Origin of the sequence: Leptotrichia hofstadii, assembly GCF_007990525.1 — a bacterium.
Classification (GTDB): domain Bacteria; phylum Fusobacteriota; class Fusobacteriia; order Fusobacteriales; family Leptotrichiaceae; genus Leptotrichia; species Leptotrichia hofstadii.
On the sequence record NZ_AP019823.1, the window covers coordinates 2,525,144 to 2,548,198 of the forward strand.

Sequence of the window (23,055 nt, forward strand, 5' to 3'; positions counted from 1 at the left end):
ATTTTCAAAAATGTTTTGCTGAAATTAAAGACATCGAAATAAAAAAACTATATAATTAATTTTTAGGAGATTTAGAAAAAATGCAGAGTGAATATGATAAAAATGATGATGAATTAGTAGAAAGATATAAAAATGAAAATTTAGAAATTTATAATTATAAAGGAATAACATTAGGGGATAGCATAGAAAAAATTTATCCTCTTATGAAAATTTATCATACACAGTATCGTAAAAATGACAGAAGAGAAGGATATAACTTAACAATTGAAATAGAAAATTCATATATTTACATAGATATATATTCAAGAAAAGTAGTGGAAATAGAAATCTACGATGAAAATTATTCATTAGGCGAATTTAAAGTTGGAAGTGAGATGACAACTGAATTATGTGAAAAATACGATCTTTTAGATGTAGATGATGTAGATACAGGGGAAATATACTATTATCCTGAAAAAGGTTTTATGCATGCAGAATTTTGTGTAAACCCTGAAGATGTTATATCAAAAATAAATAAAATAACTTTTTCTATAGATGTGGAAACTCCTTCAGAAAATAATGTGGAAGATGCTTTAAAAGCCAAAAAAATAGAAGATATTTACTATTCATTATATAATTTTGGAGAAATAGAAATAGATATTGAAAATAAAGAAATTATTGGAAAATTAGAAGGAAGTATATTTACATTTGATTTATTGAATGGTAATTTAAAAAATATTGAAATTAAAAAATAAGAGATTGAAATAAAGATGAATTTGATTTTAAAGAAAATTTAGACAAAACAGTTAATATATTTTATCAGTATAAGTTTTGTACAAGGAGAGGAAAATGGATTTTCATGGTGGAAATATTTACAAAATATTTAGGGAAAAAAATATAACAGAAATACTGGATTACAGCTCAAATATAAATCCTTACGGAGTGCCAGAGAGTTTAAAGCAGAAGATTATCGAAAATATTGGGGTTCTTGAGAGGTATCCTGACCCTGATTATATGGAATTGCGTGAAAAATTGGCTCAACTGAATAAAGTTGAACTGGAAAATATTGTGCTGGGAAATGGTGCGACAGAAGCTATATTTTTGTTCATAAAAGTAATAAAGCCCGAAAAAGTGCTGATTGTATCGCCTACTTTTGGGGAATATGAAAGGGCAGTAAGAGCGTGTAAAAATTCTGAAAGTCAAAAAATTGAAATTGAATATTTTGAATTAGAAGAAAAAGACGAGTTTAGGCTTAATATTGGGAAATTAAAAAAAGAACTTGAAAAAAAATATGATTTGGTAATAATTTGCAATCCGAATAATCCGACTGGAAAATTTTTGAAAATGGCTGAAACAGAGGAAATTTTGAGAGAATGCAATAGATATGATACAAAGTTATTTATTGATGAGGCATTTATCGAATTTTTAGAGGATGGACTAAAGGAAAGTATTGTAAATAGTGGGGAAAATAAGAAAAATTTGTTTGTAACTCGTGCATTTACAAAATTTTTTGCTATTCCAGGATTACGATTGGGATATGGAATTTATTTTGACAAAAATTTGGAAAAGAAAATCGCTGAAAAAAAAGAGCCGTGGAGTGTGAACAATATCGCTGAAATGGCTGGAATAACAGTACTTGATGATTCAGAATACATAGAAAAGACATTAAACTGGATAACAGAAGAAAAAAAATACATGTATGAAAGACTGAATGAAATTTCAGGAATAAAGCCTTATAAGAGTGAAGTAAACTTTATTTGCGTAAAAATAAAAGATGAACTGATTTCTAAAGGGCTGAATGTGAAAAAATTGCGGAAAAAAATGATGGAAGAAGGAATTTTGATAAGGGATGCATCCAATTTTAAATTTTTGGATGAAAGATTTTTTAGACTAGCAATTAAGGATAGAAAGAGTAATGATAGAGTTATTGAAACTTTGAAAGAAATTTTAAAATAAAAAACTCGAACTTATCGGATTTGACAATAATTCATATATGAGAAATTCTGGCAATCAAGAGGAATTTAGCATTAATTTTTCAACTAATAAAGAAAAATAACTACTGGCGGAAATATCTCTGATGAAAAGGCAAATAAGCCTAAGGAAGAATGGAAAACTATTAAAGCTAATAAAAAATATGTGTTAGATGAAATGACAAGCGATATAGTCGATGAGATTGCGAAATATGCTTATTAGTATTTTAAATGGGGATTCTTATGATTTATAAGATATTCCCTATTATTTTATAGTAAAACTGCTTTAAAAAAAACTCAAAAGTTATGACTATTTTACTCGAACCCTAAATATATATAATTTTTAGTAGTTTAATTTTAAATAGGTTTGAATATATTTTGTTATAAATTTACGATTAGAATGTTTGAGTATCTTATTATTAAATTGAATTGACAAAAAATGGAAAAATTAATAGAATATAGGTAATCGTCTGTGAGGAAAAAAAATAAAAAAATTAGAATACTAAAATTTATACATCATTTCATATAATAAATAAATTTAGTAATATTCATTTTGCAGATAGAAATTAAGAAAAATTATTTTAAAAAATGATAAAATTATATAAAAAAGCGGAGAGAGAAAAAATGAAGGAAAATTTAGTAAAAAATTTTTATATTCTGAGTTTTAGTTATAAAAATTTGAGTTTGGAAGAAAGGGAAAAGTTTGTAAAAGAGGGGTATAGACATGTTTTGAGGGAGTATTTGGAAAAAAGGATTATAAGGGGGTATGTGGCTGTTGAAACTTGCCTTAGGATAGAGCTTTATTTGGATGTTAGCAAGGAATTCGAAATTGAAAGGTTAAAGAGAGATTTTAGGATTGAGAAGATGAAGGACTATAAAGGGGCTGAAGCCGTGAATTATTTGTTGCGGGTGATTTGTGGGCTGGATTCGATAATAAAGGGAGAAGATCAGATTCTTGTACAGCTTAAAAAAGCATATTTTGACGCTCTTGACAAAAATGTTACATCTTCATTTTTGAATATAATATTTAATCAGGCGATAGAAACTGGGAAAAGATTTAGGGCGGAAAGCAAGATAAATGAAAAAAATATTTCACTTGATTCGATAGCTGTAAAATTTATAAGAACAAAATTTGAGAGCCTTGAAAATAAAAAAATATTTGTAATTGGAGTGGGAGATTTGAGCCAGTCAATTCTTGCACTTCTTCACAAAATGAACAATTGCCATTTGACAATGACAAATAGAAGTTTACGACGATCAATTGAATTGCAGAAAGTGTATCCAGACGTTCAGACAGCAGAATTTAATGAGAAATATAATGTTATAAAAAATATGGATATTGTAATAAGTGCTACTTCTGCACCACATTTGATTCTTGAAACAGCGAAAATTCAAAATATTCTGAATGATGGAAAAAAACGATTTTTCCTTGATTTAGCCGTTCCTAGAGATATTGAGGCAAGTATAGGGGAGTTTGAAAATGCGTCGCTTTATCATTTGGAGGATATTTGGGATGAATATAATAAAAATGTGGAAAAACGGGATGAAATTGTAGAAAAATATTCTTACATTATTGAGGAGCAGTTAAAAAAAATAGCGGAAAAACTTGAAAAAAGAAGAAAATATACAAATCAGAAAAATATTGAGATGGGTGAAAATAGATGAAATCAAATAAAATAATTATTGGAACAAGAGGAAGCATTTTGGCACTTGCACAAGCGGAAAAAGTGAAGGAAATGCTTATTAAAAAATATGACGAATTAAGAGAAAATGAGAATTTTTGCGAAATTGAAGGGTTTGAGAAAAAAAGTCCACTGGAAATAGAACTGAAAGTTATAGTTACAAAGGGAGATAAAGACCTAAGGGACTTTACAAAAATAAAGGGAACTACGCAAAAGGACTTGTTTGTGAAGGAAATTGAAAAGGAAATGCTGGAAAATAAAATAGATTTGGCGGTACATTCGTTAAAGGATATGCCACAGAACACTCCAGAAGGACTTTTAAACGCATGCTTTCCAATGAGGGAAGATAACCGTGATGTGCTTGTTTCAAAAAACGGGAAAAAATTAAAAGAACTTGATGAAAATTCTGTAATTGGGACAGGAAGCATAAGACGGGAAAAGGAGCTTTTGAATTTGCGAAATGATGTAAAGATAAAAGCAATTCGTGGAAATATTCACACAAGGTTAAAAAAACTTGATGATGGGGAATATGATGCTATTGTGCTGGCTGCGGCTGGATTAAAAAGAGTTGGGCTGGAAAACAGAATTACTGAATATTTTGATACAGATTCATTTATACCAGCACCAGGACAAGGGATTTTGTGTATTCAATGCAGGGAAAATGATAATAAAATACGACACCTTCTGAAAAGTATAAATGATGATGAAGTTACGATAATGTGTAAAGCTGAAAGAGAATTTTCAAAAATTTTTGATGGAGGATGCCATACTCCGATAGGCTGTTCATCGGTTATTGAAAGAAATATGTTGAAATTAAAGGGAATGTTTAATGATGACGGAATCAGAATATTTAAAGAAGTTGAAGGAAATAGGGAAAATCCAAAGGAAACTGCACAAAAATTGGCTGAAGAAATAAAAAAAGAGGAGATGAAAAATGAGAAAAGGTAAAGTTTATATTGCAGGAGCAGGCTGTGGAGATGAAGGGCTTATAACTTTAAAATTGAAAAACGTGATAGAAAAAGCTGACTGCATTGTTTATGACAGGCTTGTAAATGAAAATATCTTACAATATGCAAAATCTGATGTAGAAATGATTTATATGGGTAAAGAAAATACTGCTGGAGGAAAATTGCAGGCAGAAATAAATAATAAATTAGTGGAAAAAGGTAAGGAAGGACTTGAGGTTCTAAGACTAAAAGGAGGAGATCCTTTTGTATTTGGACGAGGGGGAGAAGAAATAGAGGCTTTGGTTGCTGAAAATATAGACTTTGAAGTAATTCCAGGGATAACTTCTTCAATTGCTGTGCCAGCTTATGCTGGAATTCCTGTTACTCACAGAGGAATCAACACTTCTTTTCATGTGTTTACTGGACATACGCAATTTAATGGAATAGAACTTGATTTTCCAGTTATTGCAAAATTGGAAGGAACTTTGGTTTTTTTAATGGGATTAAGCAACCTTGAAAAAATAACAGAAAATTTAATAAATAACGGAAAAAATTCAAAAACACCTGTCGCAATAATAAAAGATGGAACAACGACAAGACAGAAAACTTACACAGGAACATTGGAAACAATAATAAGTACAGTAAAAGAACATAATGTAAAATCGCCTGCCATTATTTTGATTGGAGAAGTGGTGAATTTACGGGAAAAAATGAAATGGTTTGAGAATAAGCCGTTATTTGGGAAAAATATTCTTGTTACAAGAAATAGGGAAAAACAAGGAAATATATCGAATAAAATAAATGAACTTGGCGGACAGGCTTTGAGCCTTCCATTTATTAATATAGAATATGTCGATTTTGAAATGCCTGATTTGAAGGAATACAGTACCCTTCTATTTAATAGCATAAATTCTGTTATTGGATTTATGAGAAAAGTAAAGGATATTCGTTCTTTAGGAAATGTTAAAATAGGTGTAGTGGGAGAAAAAACTGCTGAAGAAATTGAAAAATATAAAATAATTCCAGATTTTTATCCAGAAGAATATACGGTAGAAAGACTGGCAAGCGAAAGTGTGAATTTTACTAAGGAAGGAGAAAAAATACTGTTTATAGTATCTGACATTTCTCCAGTAAATGAAAAAAAATATTCAGATTTATACAATCGAAATTATGAAAAACTTGTAGTGTATAAAACTCAGGAAGTTGAAGTGGAAAAGGAAAAAGCAGAAAAATACATAAAAGAAAGCGACATCTTAATGTTCTTAAGCTCTTCAACCTTTAAAGCCTTTGCTGATAGCATAAACTTGAGTGAAAATGAGGAAATAAAAGACATTCTGAAAAATAAAGTTATAGCATCTATTGGTCCTGTTACTACAAAAACTATTGAAAAGTATGGATTAAAAGTAGGAATAGAGCCTAAGAAATATACTGAAGATGGATTATTTGATGAAATTTTGACATTTGTTACTTGCTAAAAAGTAAATTTTATGTATACATGATTGTATAATATATTGCGACATTTTATATTAAATTATAAAGATTGCTGTATTTAAGTTTCAGGATTTTACATTCAGAAAATATTAAATCAGCAAAATTTCGTTAAAGAAAAAATGACTTTAATTTCATAAATTTTTTAATTTCTGCTCTTTAAACGGAAAATAATATTAATAATGGGAGAATTAAATTTCTTCCTCTTTTTTCATAAAATGAAAAACATGAATCAAAAATCTCTAAATTCTTAAATTCGTGTCTTAAAATTCTTTTTTATCTAAATCTTCATATCATAAAAATTTTCCAAAATCAGCAAAATCTCTTCTCCATAATCCCTGATTTTACGCTTCCCCATTCCCTTTAACTGGGAAAGTTCTTCCATATTTTTAGGATTGGTTTTTGCAATATTCGCCAAAAGCTGGTTTGAAGCAATAATATAGGGTGGATAACCCAAAAGCTGTGCTTCTCCTGCCCGCCATTCCTTTAATATCTTGTACAGTTCCATTTCATCTTCTGTCAAATATTCCATATAATTTTTGTTAGCATCTTTAAATTCTTTTACATCTTGTGTAAAATTATCTTTTCCAGAATTTTTATTAAATTTATCTGCTTTTTCACATTCAACAAAAGCCGTCCAGTAATATTTCCCCTCAATTTTCACCAGTTCAGCCTGATATTTCACGATTTGAACATCTTTTAACACTTTTTCCAGCTTTTCCTGCTCAAATTCCTCTATTTTATCATCAAATGGCAATGTTACTATTTTTAACACCTCAATTTCCCCCTCTTTATTTAAAATTTGTAACTTTTATTTATTCAAATATTTTACAAATTCTTTTTCATTACTTCCAATTTCTTTAGTATTTTTATTCACTTCAGCCTTCAAGTAATTATCAATTTCATCTCTCGTAAATTCGGCTATAATTTTATTATTTGAAACATCTTCATATTTCACAAATGATAAATTTTCAATTAAAGCAAATAACACAGCCGAATTTTTAAGAAACTCATTTTTTTCAGGAATTTTTCCAGAATTTATATTTAATTTAACAAGTACTCCATAAGGCTCTTTTTCCGACAAAATTTGTACAGAATTATAACTTGTTTTCTTGGGATATTTTAAATTTGATAAAATATTCATTACTTTAGAATTGTCGCCCACATATTTTGTTTTATATTCATAAGTATTTTTATTAGAATTTTGTGATTTACCACATGCTGTAAAAATAACACATAATATTAATAAAGCTATTATTTCAAACTTTTTATTTTTCATAGCAATCACCTCTAAATTCGATACTTCTATTGTCTTAAAACCGCACCATAATCCTTCTCAACCTTAGCCACAATTTTATTGGAAATGTCTACAATTTCTTTTTCTTCCAGTGTTTTGCTCTTATCTCTTAGAACTACGCTGATTGCCACACTCTTCATTCCTGGCAGTACTCCTACACCTTGATAAATATCGAATAGTTCCACTTTTTCAATTTTCTTGTCAACTTTCTGGATTGTTTTTAATACATCTCCAACTAGGATTTCTTCCTTCATAACGAATGCAAAATCTCTTGGCACAGCTGGATATTTTACAATTCCTTGATAATTTGCCTTTTTACCGATATATTTCTGAATCAAGTCAATGTTAAATTCTCCAACTAGAACTGATGTTTTCCCTAAGTCAAAGTTTTCCAGCACATCTGGATGAATTTCTCCAAAGCTTCCAATTAATTCACGACCAACAAATACATCAACTGAACGTCCAGGATGGAACTGGCTTTGCTCAGAACGTTTTATCATATAGTTATTGAATTTAAGCTGTGTAAAGATTTCTTCTACAATTCCCTTCAAATCGTAAAAATCGTAAGGAACAGGTTTTGGATTCCACAATGTCTTGTCATTTTCTCCAGCCAGAATTATTCCCAATTTCACTTCTTCTTTTGCCAATTCTTCGGCTTTTTCAAAAGTTCTGCTCACTTCAAAGAATCTGATATTTGAAACATTTCTGTTAATGTTGTCCTTTGCGTTTTTGATAAGGCTGTAAAGCAATGTCGGACGCAATGTTACAAAATCCTCTGTAATTGGTTTTAACACATCAATCAGTTTTTCCTGTGCAACTGTATATTTTATTTTTTCCATCGCATCTTTTGGAACAAAGCTGTAGTTGATAACTTCCTTAAGTCCTGCATTTGATGCAATAAGTTTTACCTGCGTAGAAAGTTTTGTTGTGTCAATAACTGGCTGTTCACTAATATCCAGTTTTGGTAAAATGTTTTCGATATTGTCAAAACCATACATTCTGATAATTTCTTCAAAGTAGTCCTGCTCATTTTCCAAATCGTCACGGTAACTTGGTGCAGTTAATGTCAAAGTTTCTCCATTATCCACAACTTCGATTTCAAGTCTAGTTAAAATTCCAATAACAGTTTCACGAGGAATTACTTTCCCAACGAAACGGTTCAGTCTTTCAAAATTAAGTTCAGCAGATTTTTTCTCATAAGGGACAGGATAATTGTCAACAGCTCCAGCCAATATTTCTCCACCTGCTACTTCCTGAATCAAATTCGCAAGTCTATTTATCACATTAATCGCATTTTCCTCGTCCACTCTTCTTTCAAATCTGTATGAAGAATCGCTTGATAAAGTCAATCTTCTTGACGTTTTTCTCACATTTTGCGAGTTAAAGTTTGCCACTTCCAGAAGGATATTTTTTGTATTTTCAGTAATTTGTGAATTTTCTCCGCCCATTACACCACCAAGTGCTATGGCTTTCACTCCATCCGAAATTACAATATCATCACTATTTAACTCTCTTTCCTGCTCATCAAGCGTAATCAGTTTTTCGTTTTCAAGCCCTGCTCTCACAACAATCTTTCCACCTTCAATTTTATCAAGGTCAAAAGCATGATTAGGCTGATTAAGTTCCATCATCACAAAATTTGAAGCATCTACAATATTATTAATACTTCTGATTCCAATAGATTCTACTCTTTCCTTAAGCCATTTTGGACTGTCCTTAACCGTTACATTTTTAATAATTCTAGCCACATATCTTTTCGCCAAATTGCTGTCTGCAATTTCAACTGAAATATTGTCAGCCGTTTTTTCGCTACTTTCAGTATTTATCACAAAACTAGGATATTTAACTTCCTTCCCGTAATAAGCCCCCAGTTCTCTTGCAATCCCAATATGCGATAAACAATCAGGACGATTTGGCGTAATTTCCAGCTCAAACACAGTATCATTAATTCCCAAATATTCCTTCATTGGTATTCCAGCAGGTGTATCTTGAGGTAAAATTATAATCCCGTCAGAATCCTTACCAATATTCAGTTCTTCTTCTGAACAAAGCATTCCATTTGATTCCACACCTCTTATCTTCCCTTTTTTAATAACAAAGTCTTCAGCCAGTTTTGCTCCAACCTGTGCTAAAACAACCTTATCTCCAGTCTTATGATTAGACGCACCACATACAACCTGCAAAATTTCCTTCCCATTATCTACTTTACAAATCGTCAAATGATCCGAATCAGGATGCATCTCCTTTTCAACAATATGTGCCGTTACAACATTTTCCAAGTTTTCCCCCAGCACTTCGATTTTTTCCACTTCCTGCCCAATCATAGTAAGGGCATTCTCCATTTCATTTATTTCTATTCCATCTAAATCTATATACTGCTTTAACCAGTTCAACGAAATCAGCATTTTTTTCTCCTTATTTTTCTTTTTTTTATTTCAAATATATTATACAATCTATTTTATTAATAAATGGTAATCCAAGTTTTTTGATTAATAATTATTTTCTCTTTCTTTTTTATTTATCATAAGTTTTTCTAAGCAGGGAGATCAAACGCCATCTCCCTGCACCCACGCTTTACGCAAAACTTTCTTATAAAAGAAAAAGAAAACTCGATTTTTAATAAAGATTATTTCATTTCTTTAAGTAATTACAATTTAAATTACATTCAAAAATCTCAAACAGTTCTTTTTCTTTTAATGAAATTTTGCTTGATTTTTGTTTTAATCAAACAATCATTGTAATTAAATTAAAATGTCGTGATTTTTTTGGAATAAAATTGATTGTCTGAGCTTTTTCAAGATTTTTAAATTACTAAAATTTAGAGAGTTTATAATAACTTTTATTAAAAAGCGAGTTTCAATTTTATTTCAAAAAAAATGCTTAGACAAGCTGGGATTAGTGCGTAGCACTTTCGCTAAAATCTTCAGATGTTATAATTTGAAGAAATTGAAATAACTAATATTGCGAAATAAAAAGGGATAGCGACTGTTCCCCTTTGCTTTATAAAAAAGAAAAAAGAAAAAACATAAAATTATAGAAAAAATATTTATTAATAGTTATTTATTTATAAAATTTGAAAATATTTTTTTTGCTATTTTTATAAATAATTCAGGTTTTTCTATATATTTCATATTTTTTGAAAAAACAATTTCTCCTGTTTTCTTCTCAATTTGTATATTTTTATTGTTCTTATTTTCCAAAACGGTAATTTTTCCAATTTCTTTCCAAAAATAATTTTCTAAAAGTTTTCTATTTTGATTTTCCACTCTAATTCCATCTTTGTTTAAAAAAATATTGTTATATATTTTTACTTTTTCTAAGTTTTTATCCATATTTAAACTAAAAATTTTGTCTTTCATTAAATTATTTTCTTCAATAATTCCGAATTTAAAGTCAAATTCATCCTTATTTTTTATATCTTCATTAAATTCATTCTTTAAAACAAATTCAACATAATTTTTTACAAACAATTTTGAAGCCATCCTGTTTAATTTCAAATTTATTGTAATTTTTTCTAAATGATTTTTTATTAAATTTTCTTTATTTTCCACTTCAATAACGAGAAATTCAACATTATCAGAACCATTTTTTAAATTTAAATAGAAATAATTTTTCACATCTTCAAAAAATATTTTTTTCTTTTTCAAGGCATCTTCAAAGCCATTTTCATAAAAAATATATTTTCCAACCGAACTTTCTTCCATTTTCAGCCATAAAAACTGAATTGGTGCAAGTGATATAATAAATATTCCAATCCAGAATAAAAACTCAAAATAATTTTTTCCCCAGTTCACAAGCGACGAAATTACAAGGAAAAATCCCAAAATAATACAAATTGCCATAATAAATGTACTTTTTATAATCAAAACTTGTGAAATTCCAGCTTTTCCAACTGTTTTACCTAATATTTTTTCCTTCATCTTTCAAATTATCCTATTTTTGTTTTTAACTGCAATCCCAATTATAAAGAATTTCTGAAAAATCTTTATTTTTCAAATTTTCACGATTTATAAAAAAGTTTATTACACCAGCATCTCCGATACAAACTTTCCATTTTCCTTTGGTTTTATCATGTTCACTGTCAAGCTGAAACAGTAATGTATCATATTTTTGGTATTTTTCCTCATATTTTCTTGGATCTTCCTGTGTAAAATATGGAAAACCTTCACATTGTGAATGATAATCATCTGAATAATCTATTAAGTCCTGCAACTTTTCATAAAGTTTCAATTCTTGTGCTGGGTCTAAACTTTTCTCCTCGCAAATTTCGTCAAATATATCTTCAAAAAAATCTTCAAATCTTTCTTTTTCGGTTTGTAATTCAAAATTCATTTTATAACTTTGATTATCTTCTGTAACACCATATTCTTCAAATTTTTGTGGATTATAAATATCTTTTAACTTTTCTGTATTGTAAAATTTCCCAATTTCTTCATGATAAATCACTCTAAATCCATTTTGAACAGTTTGCCCCAAATCAAGCCCCATAAGACTATCGTTAGCTACAAAAAATTGTAAAATTCCTTTTTTGGGAAAATCCTTCAATCCTCTCAAATTTTCACAATTAATCTGTGCAACCAAAAACATTTCATTTCCATCGGACGTTTCTGGAATTTTTTTTCCTATCGGAACATAGGATAATCCCATAACTTTACTATCTGTTATTTTTAGTTCATTTTCCGTCAATGTAATTTTTGCAAAAGTCTTTGTTTGTGCAGTTTTTTCATATTCAGCCCAAATTTCATCATAAACTTTTTTTGCAAATTCATCATCAATTTTTATTTCTAATTCATTTTCCATTTTTAACCTTCCAATTAAATTAGTAATTTATTATCTAAATTTTTCCATTCTTACAATTCCTTCATCATCTGCTTTGTTTATTCCATTTTTGCAACTATATCCCATTTTCTTATAAAACGGAACAGCCGTAATGGACGCAGGTACCTCGATTCTTTTGGCTCTTAAAAAATATTCATCTTTTTCCAATGTTTCAATAATTTTTCGTCCTATTCCCTTTCCTTGAGATTCAGGCGAGATAAAAATAGTAAATAAAGAACTTTCATCAATTTTATCCCAATATGGTGCAATTGCTCCACATCCAATAATATCGCCCTTTTCTTCGGCAACATAAAAATGTGTCCACGAAGCTCTTTTAAGGACATTTTCAGGATGGAAATTATTTACATAATTTTCTATTAAATCAGCAGAATAATCTTTTATATTTGTTTTTCGCAATGTTTCCACAATCAATTCAGATACTTTTTTAGCGTCTTTTTCTTCAAATCTGCGTATTTTCATATTTTTCTCCGCTTTTTAAATTTATTTATAAATCTCTTTCCTATGCCCAATATCAAAAATATAAATTGTTATTTTTTCATCAATGATTATAGCTAAAATTCTGTAATTTTCAACTCTATATCGCCATTTTCCCTTATATTTACCTTGTAGCGCTTTTCCCTGACTACGTGGATTTTCAAGTTTTTCAATTATTTCCTTGATATAAGTTTTTATTTGTTTTTGGGATTTTTGTCCAATTTTAATATACTCTTTAATGCTCTTTTATCATATTTTACAATATAAGCCATTATACACCTACTAAATCCCAAAATTCATCACTAGAATAAAATTCTCCATCACTTTCCTCAATTGCCTTATCCAAATCTTCAGAATCTTTCAAATCTTCCAGATATTCCTGTAACAAAGCAGACAATACTTCATTTTCACTTTTTCCAATTTTTTTGACTTCTTTTTTAAATTCATTTATCAAATTTGAATTAACATCAACCTTATATATCATTTTTTCTCCCCCAATACTAATTAAAATTGATTTAAAAACCTCTCATCATTTTCAAAAAACGCCCTCAAATCATCAATTCCATATTTAAGCATTGTAATTCTTTCAAGCCCTAGCCCAAATGCAAAACCTTGATATTTTTTCGGATCGATTCCAACACCTTCCAGAACTTTCGGATTTACCATTCCACTTCCTAAAATTTCAAGCCACCCAGTCCCTTTACAAACTCTACATCCAGCTCCTTTACAAACTCCACATTCTACATCCATTTCAGCTGATGGCTCTGTAAATGGAAAAAAATGTGGACGGAATCTTACCCTTCTGTCTTCTCCAAATATTTTTTTCACGATATTTTCCAAAATCGCCTTAAAATTAGCAAAAGAAACATCTTCTCCTACCATAAGCCCTTCCATCTGATGGAACATTGGCGTATGCGACACATCATAATCTGGACGGTAAACTTTTCCAATCGAAATCATTCTAAATGGAGGTTTTCTATCTTCCATATATCTAATTTGCATACCAGAAGTTTGTGTTCTTAGCACAACATTTTCTTCTTCGATGTAAAATGTATCTGAAATTTCACGTGAAGGATGTGTTTTTGGAATGTTTAATGCATCAAAATTGTATTTCACATATTCCACTTCTGGTCCATCCACAATGTCAAATCCCATTGTAGAAACGATATCCTTTATTTCCATAACCGTCTTTGTAAGCGGATGAAGCGAACCCACGTTAGCCTTTCTCCCTGGTAAAGTCACATCTATAGTTTCATTTTTCAGTCTTTGCTGTTTTGCAATTTCCTTCAAGTCAGTATTTACTTCTTCAAATCTATTTTGCAATACATTTTTTATTTCATTCGTAACTTTCCCAAATTCAGCTCTTTTTTCAGCCGCAATATCAGCCATTCCCTTCATAACAGCTGTAAATTCCCCTTTTTTCCCCAATATTTTAACTCTCAGGTCATTCAGCTCCTCAAGATTTTCCACCTCTTTAAGTTTTGCTAACACTTCTTCTTTCAAGTGTGCCAATTTGTCTAACATTTTTCCTCCTGTTTGCTTCACTATTCTATATTTTTACCATAAAAATTTATGTTTTTATTATATCATACTTTAAATATATTAAAAAGTTTAATTTTTCTATTTCTAATTCAAAAAAAGAATACCCACAATAAGGTATTCTCTTAAATATTTTGAATTATAACTTGTATTGCCAAAATAATTACAAAACTATTTTCTATATTTTTCAGCAAACTGCTGAAGTTCAGCTATTTCTCTTTTTGCTCTATCAGACAAAACTTTCACGTCGTTAATCATCTGTTTTGAACGTGCCATAATAAAATCCAGATATTCTGTATTTTTAGTTTTTAAGTACATTTCCTTGGCATAATACATATCCTTAAAATCATTTTTAGCCTGTTTTATTAACAGCTTTTGCCCAACCATAACAATTAATGCCGCTGCCAAGGCTATTATTGTCCCATATCCTTTAGTAAGCGGATATAAAATCATTCCAATAACCATAAGTCCTGTAACTAAAATAGAACTGTTTTTTACATACCCTTCTTTAGGTGGAACTTTCACATATTTTTCCACTTTTTCAATCATTTTTTTAAACATATTATTTCAAAATTCCTAACCAGAATCCTACTATTCCTATTATAAAGAATCCGAAAATTATCCAAATAGGATTTACTTTTTTCTTTAACAAGTGCATACATCCAAATGTAAGTAATAATGGTAATAACCCAGGTAATAAATCATTTAATATACTTTGAACTGTAATTACAACTTCTTCTCCTGCCTGATTAGTATATTTAGATAGCACTAATGGAATGTTTATTGAAGTCCATTTTGAAACTAATGATCCCATTACGAAAAGTCCCAATATAGAAGCTCCTTGAGTTAATTTTTGAAGAACTCCACCTTCCATATCTCCAACGATTTCTGTCCCTTTTTCATATCCATATTTTAGTCCATACCATCTTGTTAAAAATCTCGCTATATTTATTCCCAAGAAAAACATTATTGGTCCTGCTAAATTTCCATTATTCATTGCAAGAGAAGCTCCAAGAGCCGCTAATACTATACGTATTGTACCCCAAAAAATAGGATCTCCTACTCCAGCAAGCGGTCCCATAAGTCCTACTTTTATCCCACTTATAGTTGCGTCGTCAATATCTACACCATTTGCCTTTTCTTGTTCCATCGCGGCTGTAACTCCCATTATAGTTGAACCTATCCATGGTTGAGTGTTAAAAAATTCCAAATGTCTTTTAAGAGCCGCTGCCTGATCTTCCTTTTTAGAATATAGTCTTTTTATTGCAGGAATCATTGTTACGCAGAATCCCATTGACTGCATTCTTTCAAAGTTGAAAGACCCTAGTAAAGTTGTAGATCTCCAGTACATGCTTTTCAAATCTTTATCAGTTAATTTTTTTTCTATATTTTCTGCCATTTTTCCTACCTCCTATAGTCCTTCCAGTTCATCATCAGCTTCTTCTATAATACCAGCATTTCCGTCGCCACTTGGTACAGCAACTTGATGATATTTAGGATTCAATTGAATATAAATTATTGCTACGCACAATCCTATTATTCCCAATCCGACCAAATTAATATCTTTTACAAACGCCGCTACTACAAATCCCAGGAAGAAGAATGGCATCAATGCTTTTGCTTCCATCATATTTATCACCATTGCATACCCAACTACTACTATAAATCCTCCAGCAACTTGAAGTCCTCCTGTTATTTCTTTTGGAATTGAATTTAAAGCTTTTTCCACTATACTTGTTCCTGCAATCATACCAACTAACACAGCCGGAATTGCCACTCTTAATGCCTGTAAAGCCAATCCTGCAAAGTGACACATCTCAATCCCTCTAAAATTAGCCTGTTCTGCATATTCATCTGCTTTATGCTGGAAGAATACTGTTATAGTTCTAACAAAAATTGTAAGGACTTGTCCTGCCGCTGCAATTGGTACTGCAATTGCAATTCCTTCTTGGATTGACCGTTTTCCTACAATTACCAGTATTGCTGAAATTACACTGGCTAATGCCGCATCTGGAGCCATTGCTGCTCCAACATTCATCCATCCAAGTGCCAGCATTTCAAGTGAACCACCTAACATAACCCCCGTTTTTATATCTCCCAATACAAATCCCACTAAAGTACATGCTACTAACGGACGGTGAGTCTGTCTTTCATCAAGCACACTTCCCATACCAGTTATTGCTGCTACAAGTGCCAACAAAATTAACTGAACAATATTCATATTTTTGTCCTCCTAAAGATAGTTTTCATTTTAAATTATGTTTTTTATCAAGTTTTTAATCAAATGAGATAGAACCTAATTTTGCGTTAAGGTTTTCTGGTGAAGATGAAGCCAATTGTCTTAATTCAAGATCTACACCCATGCTGTCCAGTTTCTTAAATGCTTCCAAATCATCTTTATTAATCGCAACTGCTTGTGAAATTAACTTATCTCCTTCTTTATAAGTCATTCCTCCAACGTTTACTTTTTTAATATCCACTCCACCCTCAATTAATCTTACTACATCAGCTGGATTTGTTACTAAAAGTAAAACTTTTGTTTTTTCATATTTAGGATTGTTATAAACTGCTATTGCTTTTTCTACAGGGATTACAAATGATTTTACCCCTTCTGGTGCCACTTGTAATAAAAGAGATTTTCTTATCTTATCTTCTGCTACATCATCATTAACAGCAAAAATTGCTTCTGGTTTAGTTGCTTTTACCCATGAAGTCGCAACTTGTCCGTGTATTAATCTTGAATCTATTCTTGTTAAAACTAATTCCATAATTCTATTCCGCTACTGAAAATTTTGTGAAAAAATTCATGTATAATATAAAAAATTTCTCAGTAACTCTCCTTTCGTTTATATTTTTGTATTTTCTGCTATATTTTATTTTATAAATCCAGTTCATCTGAATCATCATCGTCATCGACAACCTCTGCGCTAAATAATTCACTAAAAATTTTAATTCCATTGATTCCTGAATTTTTTGCCACTTGAACTAATTCAGAAACATCGCTTGTTTCTTCTCTTGCATCTAAAACTTCCAATAGCATTGGAACATTAACACCTGTTATTACATCGGTGTTCTTCGTTTCGGCAACAACTCTGCAGGCTGCATTATAAGGACTTCCACCAAATAAATCCACTAAAAACAATGTTCCTTCCGCATCGTATTTTGAAATAATATTGTTATATTTTTCAATCAGATCTTCAGGACCTTCGCCTGGCACAAATGTTACAAACTCAAGCTGTTCGCTTTCTCCTAGAACCATTTTTGTCAGATTAACGGTTTCTTCTGACATTTTTCCATGTGTTGCAACAATTAAGTTAATCATTTCAGTTTCTCCTTTCAACATTAAAATTTCTAATTTCCACAATTACTTTACAAATTTAGTATAACCTCATCAATTTAGATTGTCAATACATTTTTAAAAAAAATTCTTTCAATCTATCTGTACGTAATATTAATTTATTTATATTTTTGCTTATAATAAACCCCATTAAAAAATAGAGACAAACTAGTTGTTTGATAATTAATTCATAATCATTTAACTAAATTGTCTTTTATTACTTTTTGAATATTTTATTAATAAATATTTTTTCATATTACTATGTTTTTTCTTTTTATATAAGCAAGGAAAATCAGTACTATTTCCCTTTATTTCGCAATTAATATTGCAATTCATAAATAAAAAAAGACACAACCTTGATTTTACTCAATAGTTATGTCCTTCTTTATTCCAACTGCTGCCAGCAATGGCTCCAATTATTTTAATATTTTTTGTTCAAACTTTTTACCACCATAATAGATAATGTACTTTTTATCCTGCAGTGCTCCAGGATTCACAAATACTACTCCGTTTTTTTCTGCCATAAATTCTTTATGCGTGTGTCCAAAAACACAGATTTCAGCTTTTTCCAGATGAGCCTTCTTTTCAAGCTCCTCAAGCGTAGTTTTTACACTGAACAGGTGTCCATGTGTTAATAATACCTTCTTCCCCATTAAATCAAATATTGCAGTTTCCCTGGACTCATAGTCATCCATATCAGTATTTCCTTTTACAATAGCAAAAAGTACATCTCTATAGACTAACGACATATCAATTGCATCCGTGCTATGATCTCCCGCAAAAATTACAATTTCCGGCTGCTCCAGATCCATCACTTGCTGAAAATAATCAAGCCTCCCATGGCTGTCAGAACAAATCAATACCTTCATTAAATCTCCTCTCTCCATTTCTCTTTTTATTTCCTATTTTAGAAAATCTCCATTATGCTTAAAAAACTTGTAAAACGATATATTTACCAAGTTTCTAAATAATCTTTCCCTATATAATTTTATTTTTTACGCCGTTATAACTTCAAAAATTATATTTAATTTTTAAATTCAGATTATTATAACATATTTTTTAACTTTATACTAATTTTCTATGTCATATATAAGAAATTAAAATTTAAAACAGAATACGTATTATTTATTATAATCTAAAAAGTTTTATAAATGTTTTTATTTTTATTATAATTTTCTTTATTTTTAAGTTTTATTTAAATTTATAAGCAAAAAATTTTATGTTAAAGTTATCTATAGCCCTCTATTTATAATGTTTTTTATAAAAAATAAAAAATCAGAATGTTTAAATTTTTATAATAAATTTAAATCATTAGTTACATAATTCTAAAAATGAAATTATTATAAAAAAAATTTTACCTAAAAAAAATTAAATGTACCCAAATCCCTTACTACATTAATAAAATTAAATAATATTGGGATTTGAGCAAAGCTGTCATAATTTTTCTGTTTGATTCTAACATTTTTCCTTTCTATTTTAACCAGTTTTTTATTTAAATCTTAAAATAATCTTTGTTGATTATTTTATCCAAAAAATTCTTATTTCTATTTCCCAACACAAAAATTCCCAAATACATGATCTAAAATATCCTCAGACGATATTTCTCCTGTAATTTCTGAAAGTGAATCTAACGCTTCCTTTAAATCCACGGAAATTAAGTCCATTGGAAGTCCCATATCTATTGTTTCAAAAATATTTCTTATTGCGTCTTTTGTTTTTTCAAGTGCTGTTTTATGCCGAATATTTGTAATTATTAGTTTTTCTGATGAGTTTTCCACATCTTCTTCCACAATGTATGAATAGATTTTTTCCTGCATATCTTCAATTCCAATATTGTCTTTTGCCGAAATTTCAACAATATTTTCCAAGTTATACCCTTCAAGATTAATTTTTTTATTTAAATCAATCTTATTCAATAATACTATAACTTTCTTTTTATTTTCTTTTATCTGATTTATAACTTCTATATCCTCATTTTCCAGCTCCTTTGAAGCATCCAGTACAAGAAGCACCAAATCAGCCTTTTCAATAAACTGCTTAGACTTTTCTACACCAATATTTTCCACAATGTCGTCAGTTTTTCTAATTCCTGCTGTATCCACCAGAACTAAGGGAATTCCTTTTATATTGATTATTTCCTCAATAACATCCCTCGTAGTCCCAGCAATATGCGTTACAATGGCACGCTCCTCATGAAGCAGGGCATTTAGCAATGTAGATTTCCCAACATTTGGTTTTCCGACAATAACTGTCTTTATCCCCTCTTTTATTTTTTTTCCTGTGTCATACGAGTCAATTAACCGATTTGCTTCTTCATATACTTTTTCCAGATTATCTCTAAGTTCTACCGGCAACGGATCATCAATCCCTTCTTCAGGATAGTCCAGCACCACATTCACATGTGCCGTAATATCTAGCAAAGCCTTCTTAAATTCATTTACTTTGTCACGCAAGTCCCCTCTTAACTGATCAAGCGACAGTGATACGCTCTTTTCTGTTTTTCCCTGAATAATATCCATAACCGCCTCAGCCTGTGACAAGTCTATACGTCCATTCATAAATGCTCGCTTTGTAAATTCCCCGCTTTCAGCATGTCTTGCTCCATTTCTTAGCACAAGTTCAAGTACTTTTTCCGAAACAAGTGTTCCACCGTGGCAATTTATTTCCACAATATCTTCACAAGTATAGCTTTTTGGGGCTTTTAGCCTTACAGCCATAACTTCATCCACTATTTTTTCTCCATCCTTGATAAATCCGTAATTTAATTTATAAAAACCCAAATCAGCATTTGGGTTTTTTTTAATAAATATTTTGTCCAGTATTTCAAATGATTTATCGCCGGATATTCTTATTATGGCAATCCCGCCTTCACCTTTCGGAGTGGAAATCGCCGCAATTGTATCAAACAACATTTTATCCCTCTATTTTCTAAAATCATTTTATTTTTATTTTATATTACACTAAAACTGTTTAAAAAAATCTTTTTTCAAACAATGTAACTCACTAACTCAATTTTTTAAAATTTTTCATCTAATTTTCTAATAACCAGATATCTTTTTGGCTCTTCCCCAACACTTTCAGTTTGTAATCCCTTCATAAAGGAAACTTCCTCATGAATGATTTTACGTTCACGCGCTGACATTGGATTTAATTTTATGGTGTTTCCTGTTGCAAGGACCGCTTTACCTTTCTTTCTTGCCAGATCTCTTAATGATTTTTCACGTTTTTCCTTATAGTTATTAGAATCCACAACTATTTTTATATTTTTAAACTGTCTTGTTGTGCTTAACAAGTATTCAAAGCTGTTTAATGTGTTTCCTTTTTCGCCAATTAAAAATCTCATATCTTTTCCATCAAGAATAACCAAGTATTTGTTGTTGTTTTCTTTTTTTATATTTACAATTCGTACATCTATTTTTGCATTTACAATAAATTCTTTGAAAAATCCTCTGATTTTATCTATATTTATATCATCCTGACTATTTTGACTAATTTTTTCTTCATTTTCAGAATTTTCGTTTCTGTAATTTTTTCTATTGCTATTTTTTCTAGAATCAATATTACTTTGATTTTTTGTGTCTTTTTTTTCTTTTTTTACAAATTTCTCTTCATTTTGTATTCTTAATTTTTCTGATTTCACATCACTTGATTTCAAATCAGATTTTTTAACAATTTCAATTTCATATTCACCTTTTATATTGATAAACAATATTTTTTTAGGATGTTTCAAAACTTTTACCTGATAAGTTTCATCTTCTTTTAAAGTCAATGAACGGCTTACCATATTTTTAAGTTCTTCCTCATTTTGCGCCTTTAATACTATCTTTTCCATCATCACTTCTTCCTTTCAAAATGATATACTGCTGAACTACTGACCAAGCCCCTGAAACTAAGTAGTATAACGTTACTCCAGATGGCATATTATAGAAAATAACTAACATTAGAGCTGGCATCATATAAAGCATTGTCTGCATTTGCTGACTGCCTTCCTGCCCTTTTGTTGCATCTGTCATTATTTTTTGCTGAATATACGTTATAACTACATTTAAAATCGGCAGTAAATTAAATGCAAATTTCCCTATTGTAAATAATCTGTCAGGCTGCTTTAACGTAAACCATAAAAATTTTGCATCTGCCGGAATCGCATTTCCGCTAAATGCCCAGTATAATGCCACAAACACAGGCATCTGAATTAATAATGGAAGACATCCTGCTAATGGGTTAGCTCCACTTTCCCTATAAAGTTCTGCTGTTTTTCTCTGATATTCTTGAGGGTTGTCTTTGTATTTTTCTTTTATTTTTTCAAGTTCAGGTTGCAATTCTTTCATTTTTTTCATTGCTTTTTCTTGTTTTAATGCTAATGGAAATACAATTATTCTCATTAAAATTGTAACAATAATTATTGCTACACCATAATTTCCTACAACACCATATATTGCGTTTAGTACATGTACGACAAAATCAACAAGTGCCTGTATTTTAAACATATATTATTTCCTCCACTTTTTTATTTTAACGGATCATATCCTCCCTTATGAAAAGGATGGCATTTTAATATTCTTTTGATTGCCAGATAACTCCCTTTTACTGCTCCATATTTTATTATTGCCTGTCTTGAATATTCTGAACATGTTGGGTAAAATCTGCATCTTCTTCCCAAATATGGTGAAATGCCCTTTTGATAAATTTTTATTAAAAATAATAATATTTTTTTCATTATTTTATTACCTTGTTTATATCTTTTTCAATATCTTTATACTTTAATTTTTTTATTTTTTCTTTTAAGACAGATTTGCCTACAAATATATAATCTGTATTTTTTTTTAATTTATCTTTATGTATTTTTACAAATTCTTTAAATATTCTTTTGATTCTATTTCGTTGAACTGCATTTCCAGTTTTTTTACTTGCTACAAAGCCAAATCGTTGCTCATTATTTACATTTTCCTTTATAAAAATAATAGCATACTTTGTATGCATTTTTTGTGATTTGTTATATATTAATGAAAAATCCTTTGATTTTTTTATTTTGTTAATAGACATATTTCTCTTCTTTTAGTTAAAATGAGTGAGAGCTTAATATATTAAACTTCTTTAAAATTAGACAAAAAAATCAACTAAACATGTATTTATGGATAGTTTTAACTTTTGTGTCCAGTTTTAAAGAGGTTTTTGTTATATGAAAGCTCTCTTTTATTTAGATATTAATGCTTTTAAAAACCCAGTGTTGAATTTAACACCGGGTTATGCTGATAATTTAGCTCTTCCTTTAGCTCTTCTTCTTTTCAAAACATTTCTTCCGCTTTTATTTTGCATTCTTTTTCTAAATCCATGATCTTTTTTTCTTTTTCTTTTATTTGGTTGATATGTTCTTTTTGTCATTCTTTTTCCTTTCTATCTTAGTTTTAAAAAATTATTGTCTTTTATAGACATTATATACAATATTCAAAAAAAAGTCAAGTTCAATGCTTTATTCAAAAAGGAAATTTTATTTAATTTATTT

At 29.7% G+C, this 23,055-nt stretch carries 26 protein-coding genes; 5 read left to right on the forward strand and 21 right to left on the reverse strand.

Annotated elements, in window-relative coordinates; translation table 11 throughout:
• Positions 1-80: 80 nt before the first annotated feature.
• The 5 genes from FVE77_RS11995 (at position 81) to cobA (ending at position 6,053) form a co-directional block, all read left to right on the forward strand.
• Entirely contained in the window at positions 81-734 is a 654-nt protein-coding gene (locus tag FVE77_RS11995) for a hypothetical protein (protein WP_146967938.1), read from the forward strand.
• Positions 735-828: 94 nt separating this feature from the next.
• Positions 829-1,935: a threonine-phosphate decarboxylase CobD gene (gene cobD / locus FVE77_RS12000; protein ID WP_026745549.1), complete on the forward strand. Its 1,107-nt coding sequence runs from the start codon at positions 829-831 to the stop codon at positions 1,933-1,935.
• Between the two features lie 638 nt (positions 1,936-2,573).
• Positions 2,574-3,614 carry a glutamyl-tRNA reductase gene (hemA, locus tag FVE77_RS12005; RefSeq protein WP_026745548.1) on the forward strand — a complete coding sequence of 347 codons (1,041 nt, stop codon included), beginning with the start codon at positions 2,574-2,576 and terminating at the stop codon, positions 3,612-3,614.
• Complete coding sequence (hemC, locus tag FVE77_RS12010; RefSeq protein WP_026745547.1) at positions 3,611-4,579, forward strand: hydroxymethylbilane synthase; 969 nt, start codon at positions 3,611-3,613, stop codon at positions 4,577-4,579. Before hemA ends, hemC begins: the two co-directional genes overlap by 4 nt.
• Positions 4,566-6,053, forward strand: coding sequence for a uroporphyrinogen-III C-methyltransferase (gene cobA / locus FVE77_RS12015; protein WP_026745546.1), 1,488 nt, complete (start codon positions 4,566-4,568; stop codon positions 6,051-6,053). Before hemC ends, cobA begins: the two co-directional genes overlap by 14 nt.
• 293 nt (positions 6,054-6,346) lie before the next feature.
• On the opposite strand, the gene FVE77_RS12020 is transcribed toward cobA, so the two are convergent.
• The 21 genes from FVE77_RS12020 to rpmH all read right to left on the reverse strand — a co-directional run bounded on the left by FVE77_RS12020 (position 6,347) and on the right by rpmH (position 22,934).
• Positions 6,347-6,841, reverse strand: a complete 495-nt coding sequence (locus tag FVE77_RS12020) for an HRDC domain-containing protein (RefSeq protein ID WP_026745545.1) — start codon at positions 6,839-6,841, stop codon at positions 6,347-6,349.
• A 36-nt stretch (positions 6,842-6,877) separates the two neighbouring features.
• Positions 6,878-7,345 (reverse strand): DUF4825 domain-containing protein, encoded by a 468-nt coding sequence (locus FVE77_RS12025; protein ID WP_026745544.1) that lies wholly within the window; start codon positions 7,343-7,345, stop codon positions 6,878-6,880.
• 26 nt (positions 7,346-7,371) lie between these two features.
• Positions 7,372-9,768, reverse strand: coding sequence for a phenylalanine--tRNA ligase subunit beta (gene pheT, locus FVE77_RS12030; RefSeq protein ID WP_026745543.1), 2,397 nt, complete (start codon positions 9,766-9,768; stop codon positions 7,372-7,374).
• A 651-nt stretch (positions 9,769-10,419) separates the two neighbouring features.
• Positions 10,420-11,283, reverse strand: coding sequence for a hypothetical protein (locus FVE77_RS12035; protein WP_026745542.1), 864 nt, complete (start codon positions 11,281-11,283; stop codon positions 10,420-10,422).
• 25 nt (positions 11,284-11,308) lie between these two features.
• Positions 11,309-12,163, reverse strand: coding sequence for a YwqG family protein (locus tag FVE77_RS12040; protein WP_026745541.1), 855 nt, complete (start codon positions 12,161-12,163; stop codon positions 11,309-11,311).
• A gap of 30 nt (positions 12,164-12,193) precedes the next feature.
• Positions 12,194-12,661 carry a GNAT family N-acetyltransferase gene (locus tag FVE77_RS12045; protein ID WP_026745540.1) on the reverse strand — a complete coding sequence of 156 codons (468 nt, stop codon included), beginning with the start codon at positions 12,659-12,661 and terminating at the stop codon, positions 12,194-12,196.
• A 21-nt stretch (positions 12,662-12,682) separates the two neighbouring features.
• Positions 12,683-12,916, reverse strand: a complete 234-nt coding sequence (locus FVE77_RS12050; RefSeq protein WP_332102986.1) for a type II toxin-antitoxin system RelE family toxin — start codon at positions 12,914-12,916, stop codon at positions 12,683-12,685.
• A 31-nt stretch (positions 12,917-12,947) separates the two neighbouring features.
• Positions 12,948-13,160, reverse strand: coding sequence for a hypothetical protein (locus FVE77_RS12055; RefSeq protein WP_026745539.1), 213 nt, complete (start codon positions 13,158-13,160; stop codon positions 12,948-12,950).
• A 20-nt stretch (positions 13,161-13,180) separates the two neighbouring features.
• On the reverse strand, positions 13,181-14,200 hold the full coding sequence (gene pheS, locus FVE77_RS12060) for a phenylalanine--tRNA ligase subunit alpha (protein WP_026745538.1): 1,020 nt from the start codon (positions 14,198-14,200) through the stop codon (positions 13,181-13,183).
• 186 nt (positions 14,201-14,386) lie between these two features.
• Entirely contained in the window at positions 14,387-14,776 is a 390-nt protein-coding gene (locus FVE77_RS12065; protein ID WP_026745537.1) for a hypothetical protein, read from the reverse strand.
• 1 nt (position 14,777) lies between these two features.
• The gene (locus FVE77_RS12070; protein WP_026745536.1) at positions 14,778-15,614 is read right to left on the reverse strand and encodes a PTS system mannose/fructose/sorbose family transporter subunit IID; all 837 of its coding nucleotides are present in this window, start codon (positions 15,612-15,614) and stop codon (positions 14,778-14,780) included.
• A gap of 12 nt (positions 15,615-15,626) precedes the next feature.
• Positions 15,627-16,436: a PTS mannose/fructose/sorbose transporter subunit IIC gene (locus tag FVE77_RS12075; RefSeq protein ID WP_026745535.1), complete on the reverse strand. Its 810-nt coding sequence runs from the start codon at positions 16,434-16,436 to the stop codon at positions 15,627-15,629.
• Between the two features lie 55 nt (positions 16,437-16,491).
• Complete coding sequence (locus FVE77_RS12080) at positions 16,492-16,983, reverse strand: PTS system mannose/fructose/N-acetylgalactosamine-transporter subunit IIB (RefSeq protein ID WP_006805365.1); 492 nt, start codon at positions 16,981-16,983, stop codon at positions 16,492-16,494.
• Between the two features lie 110 nt (positions 16,984-17,093).
• The gene (locus tag FVE77_RS12085) at positions 17,094-17,537 is read right to left on the reverse strand and encodes a PTS sugar transporter subunit IIA (protein ID WP_026745534.1); all 444 of its coding nucleotides are present in this window, start codon (positions 17,535-17,537) and stop codon (positions 17,094-17,096) included.
• 431 nt (positions 17,538-17,968) lie between these two features.
• The gene (locus FVE77_RS12090; protein ID WP_026745533.1) at positions 17,969-18,421 is read right to left on the reverse strand and encodes a YfcE family phosphodiesterase; all 453 of its coding nucleotides are present in this window, start codon (positions 18,419-18,421) and stop codon (positions 17,969-17,971) included.
• Positions 18,422-19,096: 675 nt separating this feature from the next.
• Positions 19,097-20,464: a tRNA uridine-5-carboxymethylaminomethyl(34) synthesis GTPase MnmE gene (gene mnmE, locus FVE77_RS12095; protein ID WP_026745532.1), complete on the reverse strand. Its 1,368-nt coding sequence runs from the start codon at positions 20,462-20,464 to the stop codon at positions 19,097-19,099.
• Positions 20,465-20,568: 104 nt separating this feature from the next.
• Positions 20,569-21,384, reverse strand: coding sequence for a Jag family protein (locus FVE77_RS12100; RefSeq protein ID WP_026745531.1), 816 nt, complete (start codon positions 21,382-21,384; stop codon positions 20,569-20,571).
• Complete coding sequence (locus FVE77_RS12105; RefSeq protein ID WP_006805374.1) at positions 21,353-22,039, reverse strand: YidC/Oxa1 family membrane protein insertase; 687 nt, start codon at positions 22,037-22,039, stop codon at positions 21,353-21,355. The genes FVE77_RS12100 and FVE77_RS12105 overlap by 32 nt, the downstream gene beginning before the upstream one ends.
• A 20-nt stretch (positions 22,040-22,059) precedes the next feature.
• Positions 22,060-22,269: a membrane protein insertion efficiency factor YidD gene (yidD, locus tag FVE77_RS12110; RefSeq protein WP_006805375.1), complete on the reverse strand. Its 210-nt coding sequence runs from the start codon at positions 22,267-22,269 to the stop codon at positions 22,060-22,062.
• Entirely contained in the window at positions 22,269-22,595 is a 327-nt protein-coding gene (gene rnpA / locus FVE77_RS12115; RefSeq protein WP_026745530.1) for a ribonuclease P protein component, read from the reverse strand. Before rnpA ends, yidD begins: the two co-directional genes overlap by 1 nt.
• Before the next feature lie 201 nt (positions 22,596-22,796).
• Positions 22,797-22,934, reverse strand: a complete 138-nt coding sequence (rpmH, locus tag FVE77_RS12120) for a 50S ribosomal protein L34 (protein ID WP_006805377.1) — start codon at positions 22,932-22,934, stop codon at positions 22,797-22,799.
• Positions 22,935-23,055 lie beyond the last annotated feature (121 nt).